We start from the raw sequence: 8,636 nt of genomic DNA, 5'->3' as shown, positions 1-8,636 counted from the left end.
AGGGAAGGGCAAGCACGACGAAGATATTCAGGATCAGATTATAGAGAAAAAACACACGCGGTCTCTCTCATGAAATTCGGTTAAACGGTTTAATGGTTTAACGTTTTGAACCTTTTATTTCAAAAAATAATGGTCCGAGGCCTCGGTCACGCTCTGCAGCCTCTGCTCGGCTTCGGCCCGCAGGGCTTCCATCTTCTCCCCTCGGGCATCATCGGGAACCCGAAAGGGCTCGCCGAAGACGAGCACGGCCCTGGAAAAGGGATAGGGGAACCTGAACCGGTCCCAGCTTTGAAACACCTTCATCCGGTTGAAGCTGATGGAGACCGGCAGGATGGGGACCCCTGCGCTCCTGGCCGCAAGCAGCGCCCCGATCTGCATCCGGTACAGGGGCCCTCGAGGACCGTCCGGTGTAATCCCCCCGTTCCCCCCTTCCCGCATTAAACGGGCCAGGTCGGATATGGCCCTCATCCCCTCCCTCGACGATGAGCCCCGGATCGCCCGGATCCCGAAGATACGGGCCACTCTGGTGATGAGATCCCCGTCGCGGCTCTTGCTGATCATCATGGTCAGCCTCTCCCTGCGGAGGTAATAGCAGGTATAGAGGAGCCGGTTGTGCCAGAATGCAAAAAGGACCGGGCGTCCTTCCTTCTTGAACCGGTCCAGGCGCTCCCTGCCGACCACATCCAGCCGGAGGGTCAGAGCCGTGAGCTTGATCACCAGAGAGGCCGCGGCGGGGAGCAGGATGCCGGTCCACCTTGTATGGTTCATTCAGCCGCTTCCTCTCGAGGGTTCTCCCCCTCCTGGAACTGCCGTTCGTAGAGCTGCCTGTAGATGCCGCCATTCCTGAGGAGGTCTTCGTGCCGTCCGCTCTCCGCAATCTTCCCTTCCTGGATCACCAGGATCCGGTCCGCGCCGGTGATCGTGGAGAGACGGTGGGCGATGACGAAGGTGGTCCTCCCCTTCATCAGGTTGTTGATGGCGTCCTGGACCACGCGTTCGGATTCCGTGTCCAGGGCCGATGTGGCCTCATCCAGAATCAGGATCGGGGCGTTCTTGAGCAGGGCCCTGGCGATGGAGAGCCGCTGTCTCTGCCCTCCGGAGAGGGTCATCCCGCTCTCTCCGATCTCCGTGTCGTATCCCTGGGGCATTTCCATGATAAAGGCGTGGGCATTGGCCGCCTTGGCGACTCGGATGACTTCATCCTCGGAAATATCCTCCAGTCCGTAGGCGATATTGTTCCGTACCGTATCATTGAACAGGATGGTCTCCTGGGTCACCATGGCGATCTGCGACCGGAGGGACTTCATGGTCACATCCCGGATATCCCTGCCGTCGATCCTGATGGCACCTCGGGTCACATCGTAAAACCGGGGAACCAGATTGACCATCGTGGTCTTGCCTTCCCCGCTGGCCCCGACCAGGGCAATCACCTCTCCTGGTTTGACCGTGAGCGAGACCCCCTGGATCACCATCCTGTCTCCGTAACGGAAATAGACGTCGTCGAAGACCACCCCCTCGTGCACAGGAGCGAGTTCCATGGCCCCCTTACTGTCCTCGATCTCGGGCGCCTGGTCCATCAAACCGAAGATCCGGTCGGCCGCAGCCATCCCCTCCTGGATCATATAATGCACCTTGCTGAGTTTTTTGACCGGGGAATACATCATCACGATCGCCGCCATGAGCGTGGTGAACGCGGCAAAGTCCATTCTCCCATGGATCACGCTGAACCCTCCGATGTAGATCACGAGGGATACCCCGATCCCCTCGATCAGGTCCATGATCGGCTCGGAGAGCCCCTTGACCACATTGGATTTAAGCCGGGTACGATAGAGCTGATGGCTTCGGTCTCTGAACCGTTTATTCTCATAGGCCTCCATGCCGAAGGCCTTGACGATCCGTATCCCCGTGATGGTCTCGTGGAGGAAGCTGCTGATGATCCCGAAATTGACCTGCGTCCTGGTGCTGATCTTCCTGAGCTTCTTTCCGAACCGGACCACGGGGATGGTGGAGATGGGAAGGATCACGACGAAGATAATGGTGATGAGCGGGTCCTTGAGCACGGCCACGATAAATAGGATCACGATGGTCATGCTTTCCATGATCATTTCAGAGAGCGCCTTGGAGACCGATTCCTGTACGAGGTTCACATCGTTGGTGATCCTGGACATGAGGATGCCGGTCGGGTTCCGGACAAAAAACGACAGGGACATCTTCAGGAGATGCTCATAGACGGCGTTCTGGATGTCGCGTATGGTCCGCTGGGAGACCAGGGCCATGAAATAGGCCTGCCCGTACATCCCGAGCCCTCGGAAGATATAGACGGAGAGGATGGCTGCGGGCATGAGGGTGAGCATGGACTCTTTCTTGGAGAGGAATATCCCCTGTGCGAGCGGTCCGGCCACCCACGCCAATCCCCCCTTGGCCAAGGCAACCGATCCCATGCAGACAAACGAAAGTGCAAAATACCCCTTATACCGGATCATGAACTGGAGGAGACGCTTATAGGTTTTCATCCCTTCCCCTCGAGACATTGCACGACGACCTCGGCCGCGCGGGCCGAGGCGCCCGGTCCGCCCAGACGGGAGACCGCTTGCTTAAGTTTTTTAGAAATCTCTGCGGACCGCACCCTGTCTTTCAGGACATGGAGGACCTCCTTCATGATCCGATCGGGGGTGAGCTGGTCCTGGATCAGCTCCGGGACGATCCGTTCCCCGGCCACCATGTTGATCAGGCCGATATGGGGAACACGGACGAGCCGGCTGGCCATGAGATAGCTCATCCTCGACATCTTGTAGACGATCAGCATGGGAACTCCGAGGATGGCCGTCTCGAGTGTGGCCGTGCCCGAGGCCACCACGGCGAAATCCGAAAGTGCGATCGCATCATAGACCCGGTCCCTGACCAAGCGAATGAGGATACCCGTCTCCTGGATCATCGGCTGAATCTTTTCCTCAGAAACCGTGGGAGCCACGGGCAGGAGATACTGAATGTCCGGAACCTGTTCCCGGATCAGATGCGCCGCCTTTAAAAAGATCGGCAGGAGCTGCCGGATCTCGTTCTCCCGGCTTCCGGGGAGAAGCGCCACCACAGGAGATTTTTTCCTGAGCCCGAACTGCTCCCTGGCCTCGCCTGCAGGGAGTGAAGGCCTGACCACGTCGAGCAGGGGGTTCCCCACGAAGACCCCCTTGTCCCCGTAGAGGGGGGCCTCAAAGGGGAGAATGACCATGATCTTCTCCACCAGTTTCTGAATGGTCCGGACCCTTCCCCTGCGCCAGGCCCAGACTTGGGGACTGATGTAGTAGATGACCGGGATCCCCATGCGCCTGGCCGTCTTTCCCGCCCTGAGGTTGAAGTCCGGAAAATCCAGGAGGATCAGAAGATCGGGCCGGGCCCTGCGCATCGTCTCCTTGACCATACGAAAGGCCTTAAGAATGTTTCGGACTTTGGAGAAGACCTCGGAGAACCCGGTCACGGCGATCTCTCGGTTATTCAGGATCAGATCCACCCCGGCATCACGCATCCTGCTCCCTCCGATGCCTGTAAAACGCGCATCCGGGATTAACTTCCGGATCTCGAGGACCAGAGAGGAGGCATGCAGGTCGCCGGACGCCTCACCGGCTATGATCATGATGCTTTTTTGGTCTGACATCTGCGGTCCGCTCAAGAATTTTTCTGAGCTGAAGCGGCCCTATTCTTAAATGCGGCGGCATTCGAGTGCATCACCCTATTTACGAACAGGACCACTAAGCGCCGATCTCCCGAAGGATGCTGGTCGCCACCTCCAGGGCCTTCATCCCTTCCCGGCCGGAGACCACCGGAGCGGCTCGAGTCCGGACCGCTTCAACAAAGGCTGTAAGTTCCACCTTCAAGGGCTCCTCCCTCCCGATGGAAATCTTCTCCTCGACAATCCTGGGCGGATGCCCGTCGAGAAATGCCTTTGGGTCCCCGATCCTCCGGTAGCAGGCCACCTTTTGTTCCTGAAAATCAATTGAGATATAGGCGTCGGGCTGAAAGAACCGCATCTTCCTCTGCGGGTGGGTGGAAACCCGGCTGGCCGTCACATTGGCCACACAGCCGTTCTCAAACTCGAGCCTGGCATTGGCAATATCCACATTCGACGTGATCACCGGAACCCCCTTGGCCCGGATCTCCCGGACCGGCGAGTGGACCAAGCTGAGGATGATATCGATATCATGGATCATGAGATCCAGGATCACATCCACGTCCGTGGCCCGCCCCGTAAAGGAGCTGAGCCTATGGACCTCGATGAAACCGGGATTCTTGACCAGCCGTTCCAGTTCCCGCACGGCCCCGTTGAACCGCTCGATATGTCCGACCTGCAGGATCCTTTGATTCTGATCGGCAATCCGGATCAGTTCCCCGGCCTGTGCCAGGGTCTCGGTCATGGGTTTCTCGACGAGGACATCCACACCCTGTTCCAGGAAATCCTTCGCTATCTCAAAATGCGTGACCGTCGGGGAGACGATACTCACGGCATCCACGTCCGGGATCATCTCCCGGTAGCCGCGAAAGACCCTGACTCCGTGCCTTCCGGCGATCTCTTGGGCTCGGCCCGGGTCCACGTCCGCCACACCCTCAAGCCGGATCCCGGGCATCTCCGCATAGTTCCTGACATGGTGCTGTCCCAAGTATCCGACCCCCACGACGCCCACCCGAATCAACTGCCCATTTTTCTTTTTTTCTGATTTCGCCATAATATACGTTTTATGAATCGAAGGACTTAACGGGTAAAAAAGGGGTCGAGGGGTCAAGGATTCAAGTGAAATACTAAAAAGCAAGTAAAATCTCCAGAGAACAACACTTGACCCCTTGAACCCTCGGACCCTTGGCCCCTTATGTTTTTAACACTTCACTTGACCCCTTATACCCTCACACGCCCTTCCCGTACCGCTCCACGATCCTCTCCACGATATCGCTCGTGGACTTTCCCTTAACCACCGGGATCAGGGCGACCCGGCCGCCATAGGACTCCACCAGGTCTGCGCCCACCACCTCGCTCTTCTTGTAGTCTCCGCCCTTGACCAGGATATCGGGCTTCAGTTTCCGGAGCAGGTTCAACGGGGTCAGTTCATCGAAGATGACCAGATAATCCACACAGTCGAGCGCCGAGAGGATATGCGCCCGCTCCTCCTGGGAAATCAACGGACGCCGCTTGCCCTTGAGCCTGCGCACGGATCCATCGCTGTTCAAACCGACCACCAGGCAGTCTCCAAGACGCCTGGCCTCCTGCAGGTACCGGATATGCCCAACATGGAGAAGGTCGAAACAGCCGTTCGTAAAGACGACCTTGCGTCCCTGCTTCCGGATGCTCCGGATCTGGTCCTTAAGTTCCTGCAGCATGAAGATCTTGCGGGCGGAGGTGTCGAGGGTATCCCGGTCGTAATCGAGGATCTCCTGCGGAGCGGCCCTGGCCGTTCCGACCTTGCCCACGACAATCCCTGCCGCGGTATTGGCCAGGGCCGCCGCGGTCTCAAGATCGTATCCCGCGGAAGCAACCAGCGTTAAAACCGCAATCACGGTGTCGCCTGCCCCTGAGACATCATAGACCTCCCTGGCGACCGTGGGAATGACGGTGAAGTCTTTCCTGTTGAGAAGGGCCATCCCGTCCTTGCCCAGCGTGATCAGGCAGGCCCGGCTCTTCAAGATTCGCTGCAAATGCCTTGCGGCATTGAGCATATCTCTTCGGCTTTGCACGGGCCGGCCGCAGGCCTCCTCGGCCTCCTTGCGGTTGGGGGTCAGACAGGTGACCCCGCGGTAACGGCTGAAATCGTGTCCCTTGGGATCCGCAATAACTATCTTTTTCGCCTTTTTCGCCGCATGGATCGTCCCTGCGAGAACCCCAGGGGTCAACACCCCCTTCCCGTAATCCGAGAGGATCACGGCATCGCAGTCCTGAACCTGCCTGTAGATATAATGCAGGAGACGGGACTCCGAGGCCCTGCTCACCGGGGTTTTATACTCTCGGTCTATTCGCAAAAGCTGCTGGTTCTGTCCCATGATCCTGGTCTTGGTGGAGGTGGGACGGCCCGGGTCCGTGACCAAGCCCTGGATCCGGACCCCTTGCTCCTGAAGACGCTCCTTCAGGAAGGTCCCTTTCTGATCCCGGCCCACGACCCCGACAGGATAGACCCTGGCCCCCAGGCCGGTCAGGTTGGAGACCACATTCGCGGCCCCTCCCATGACGGCATTCTCGGACTGGACATCCACCACCTGGATCGGGGCCTCCGGGGAAATCCGTTCGATCTTCCCCCAGATATACTCGTCCACCATCACGTCCCCGACCACGAGGATCTTCCGGCCTTTGACCTTTGAAAGGATTTCCCGTATCTCATCCCTGGTCATGTTAGTACCGTCCTATCTTGTATATTTTTCATACCGCAATAAACTGTATTAAAAATTGGTTCTTCTCCCATTTAGTGGGTAAAAAGGGTTCGAGGATTCCAGGGTTCAAGGGGTCAAGTGAAATACTTAAATAAAAGAAAAATCTTCAGAGAAAAACACTGGATCCCAAGATTCCTCAGTATAATAGCCGTCGCAGACGGCAAGTATATAGAAAAGCTGGACACGCGCAGCGTAACCCTTGACCCCTGATGTTTTTTAGCACTTCACCCCGTTAGAGGACAACCTCTAACGGGGTTCACTCGACCCCTTGAATCCTTGGACCCTCGGACCCTTAAGTCTTGAAAAGCACTTCACTTGGCCCCTGGAATCCTTGACCCCTTGACCCCAAGATGCCCTGAAAAAATAGAGAAAAGCGGGGCACGCGCAGCGTAACCCTTATGTTTTCAATCACTCTTTTGGAGATGATTCGAGTTTCTCCAGTATGGCCCTGGCCAGGAGGGGGATCATGATCTCATGGTGCCCGGTCAGGGCGTATCCCCTCCCGCCCTGACGAGTGGGACGGCGGACCACGTTCTCCCTGGGCCGGTAGTGCTGAATCATGTCGAGATTCACGGTCACAAAGTCAGAAACATCGTGACCGAGGTTTCGGGCCACGCTGAGGGCCTTGAGAAAAACCTCAGGGAGAATCACGGCGGACCCGATATTCATCCAGACCCCGCCCCGCCCCAGGTCCGCCACCACCGAGCAGAGGAGTCTGAAATCCGTGAAGGAGGCCTGCCCCATGAGCGCGCCGTCCATGGCCGGGTGCATGTGGATGATATCGGCGCCCAGGGCCGCATGCACGGTTGCCGGAATCTTCTTTTTCGCCGATGCAGACAGGATACTGTACTGATGATGGGGAGGCTTCTTCGAAAGAATATACCGGCCCAGGGACTCTCCATACCCCCACCCTCTGGGAACCCCCAGAGACAGGGCGTCCATAATGTCCCTTCCGGTCTCGTCAACCATCCCGAACCTCCCGGTCCGGATCTCCTCCTCAACGTCCTCGGAACTCCCGCCGATGAGTGCGATCTCGTAGTCGTGGATGCTCCCCGCCCCGTTCATGGCCACGGCCGTAACCACGTCTTTTCGGATCAGGTGGATGATCACCGGGGAGAGGCCGCACTTGATCACGTGCGCGCCCATGGCCATCACCACCGGCCGCCCCTGTTCACGGGCATGGACCACGGCGTCCGCCACCTCTCGAAAATCTCTGGCCGCCAGGATATCCGGCAGGGAAGAAATGAACTTTGAGAACCCCTCTCCCTTGCGGCTGACACGCGCAAAGTCATGGATACCGACCTTGTTTTTGCGTTTCTTGATCGGATAGGTCTTGACCTTTTTCAGATCCATGGGCTTGTAATCTTTCATCTGCAGATCCCCCGCTTGGACTCCCGCAGGAAATCCAGGAGTTCCCGAACCTCCGGGATATCCGCCGCCTCCTCAGAAACCCGTGCTATGGCATCCTGGAGCAGGAGGTCGGAGCGGAAAAGAATGCGGTAGGCGTTCTTGAGCTCCCGGACTGTTTCCTCGGAAAAGTTATTCCGCTTGAGTCCAACGGTATTAAGGCCGTGCAGTTCGGCCCGATTCCCTGTCACATTGCAGAATGGGGGGACATCCTTGGGTACGGCCGAGGCGCCGCCGATGATGGCATGCCTTCCCACGCGCACGAATTGGTGAATGGCCGAAAGCCCGCCGATGATGGCATGATCCTCGATCGTGATATGACCCGCCAGGGTCGCGGCATTGGCCATGACCACATGGTTGCCGATCCTGCAGTCGTGCGCCACGTGGCAATAGGCCATGAAAAAGTTATGATCCCCGATCACGGTCTCCCCGCCGCCGTGCTCGGTCCCACGATTCAAGGTGATAAACTCTCGGAAGACGTTCTCCCGCCCGATGATGAGGCGGGACGCCTCCCCCTTGAACTTGAGGTCCTGCGGGGGCTCCCCAATGGAGGAGAAGGGAAAGAAGACGCACTCATCCCCGATCTCAGTCCACCCTTGAATACTCACATGGGATTTTATCCTGACCCCTCTGCCGATCTTCACATGTTCCCCGATCGTACAGAAGGGCCCGATCTCCGCATCCTCTGCGATCTCTGCCTTGGGATGAATCATGGATGTCTTGTCTATGCTCATCATCCTTGCCTTATCGGTCCACAATGGTGGCGGTCAGCTCCGCTTCCGCCCCCTTCTTGTCCCCGACAAAGGCCTTGCCCGCAAACTTCATGA

The 8,636-nt window shown here is 57.8% G+C and carries 7 protein-coding genes; all 7 read right to left on the bottom strand.

Going from position 1 to position 8,636, the window contains the following annotated elements; translation table 11 throughout:
* Positions 1-114 precede the first annotated feature (114 nt).
* The 7 genes from AUK29_08145 to AUK29_08115 all read right to left on the bottom strand — a co-directional run bounded on the left by AUK29_08145 (position 115) and on the right by AUK29_08115 (position 8,543).
* Positions 115-768 (bottom strand): hypothetical protein, encoded by a 654-nt coding sequence (locus AUK29_08145; protein OIP62588.1) that lies wholly within the window; start codon positions 766-768, stop codon positions 115-117.
* Positions 765-2,513 (bottom strand): hypothetical protein, encoded by a 1,749-nt coding sequence (locus AUK29_08140; protein ID OIP62587.1) that lies wholly within the window; start codon positions 2,511-2,513, stop codon positions 765-767. Before AUK29_08140 ends, AUK29_08145 begins: the two co-directional genes overlap by 4 nt.
* Complete coding sequence (locus AUK29_08135) at positions 2,510-3,649, bottom strand: lipid-A-disaccharide synthase (protein ID OIP62586.1); 1,140 nt, start codon at positions 3,647-3,649, stop codon at positions 2,510-2,512. The genes AUK29_08140 and AUK29_08135 overlap by 4 nt, the downstream gene beginning before the upstream one ends.
* A 94-nt stretch (positions 3,650-3,743) precedes the next feature.
* Positions 3,744-4,715, bottom strand: coding sequence for a UDP-N-acetyl-D-glucosamine dehydrogenase (locus tag AUK29_08130; protein ID OIP62585.1), 972 nt, complete (start codon positions 4,713-4,715; stop codon positions 3,744-3,746).
* A gap of 175 nt (positions 4,716-4,890) precedes the next feature.
* Positions 4,891-6,363: a bifunctional heptose 7-phosphate kinase/heptose 1-phosphate adenyltransferase gene (locus tag AUK29_08125; protein OIP62584.1), complete on the bottom strand. Its 1,473-nt coding sequence runs from the start codon at positions 6,361-6,363 to the stop codon at positions 4,891-4,893.
* A gap of 447 nt (positions 6,364-6,810) precedes the next feature.
* Complete coding sequence (locus AUK29_08120) at positions 6,811-7,773, bottom strand: hypothetical protein (protein OIP62583.1); 963 nt, start codon at positions 7,771-7,773, stop codon at positions 6,811-6,813.
* Positions 7,770-8,543, bottom strand: coding sequence for an acyl-[acyl-carrier-protein]--UDP-N-acetylglucosamine O-acyltransferase (locus tag AUK29_08115; GenBank protein ID OIP62589.1), 774 nt, complete (start codon positions 8,541-8,543; stop codon positions 7,770-7,772). The genes AUK29_08120 and AUK29_08115 overlap by 4 nt, the downstream gene beginning before the upstream one ends.
* Positions 8,544-8,636 lie beyond the last annotated feature (93 nt).

The sequence above is a fragment of the Nitrospirae bacterium CG2_30_53_67 genome (assembly GCA_001873285.1).
Taxonomy (GTDB): domain Bacteria; phylum CG2-30-53-67; class CG2-30-53-67; order CG2-30-53-67; family CG2-30-53-67; genus CG2-30-53-67.
This window is presented reverse-complemented; position numbering and strand designations above follow the sequence as displayed.